This window comes from Candidatus Infernicultor aquiphilus (genome assembly GCF_002784285.1).
Lineage (GTDB): Bacteria > Atribacterota > Phoenicimicrobiia > Phoenicimicrobiales > Phoenicimicrobiaceae > Infernicultor > Infernicultor aquiphilus.
Map to the genome: position 1 here is coordinate 3,332 of NZ_PFKO01000245.1, position 331 is coordinate 3,662.

The following is a 331-nucleotide window of genomic DNA, read 5'->3' on the forward strand; positions in this document are numbered from 1 at the left end:
AAGAATAAAAAAAGTAAAAGGATGCGATGATATACCTTTACCTATCCCCACAAGTGAATTTTCATCTGGTGTTGATTTAGTATCTGCAGAAACTTCAGATATTGTATTAAAGCCAGGTAAAATAATATTAATTTCTACTGGAATTAAAATTATGATCCCCAAAGGTTATGAAGGCCAAATAAGACCTCGAAGTGGATTAGCCCTTAAATATGGAATAACCATTTTAAATAGCCCTGGTACTGTTGATTCAGATTATAGAGGTATCGTAAAAGTAATATTAATTAATTTAGGTGAAGAAAAATTTATTATACATCGAGGAGATAGAATAGCT

At 30.5% G+C, this 331-nt stretch carries 1 protein-coding gene; it reads left to right on the forward strand.

Annotated features, from left to right (window positions below; translation table 11 throughout):
* Nucleotides 1-331, forward strand: a 331-nt coding sequence (dut, locus tag COZ07_RS06590; RefSeq protein ID WP_406607776.1) for a dUTP diphosphatase, incomplete at both ends; no start/stop codon positions are given.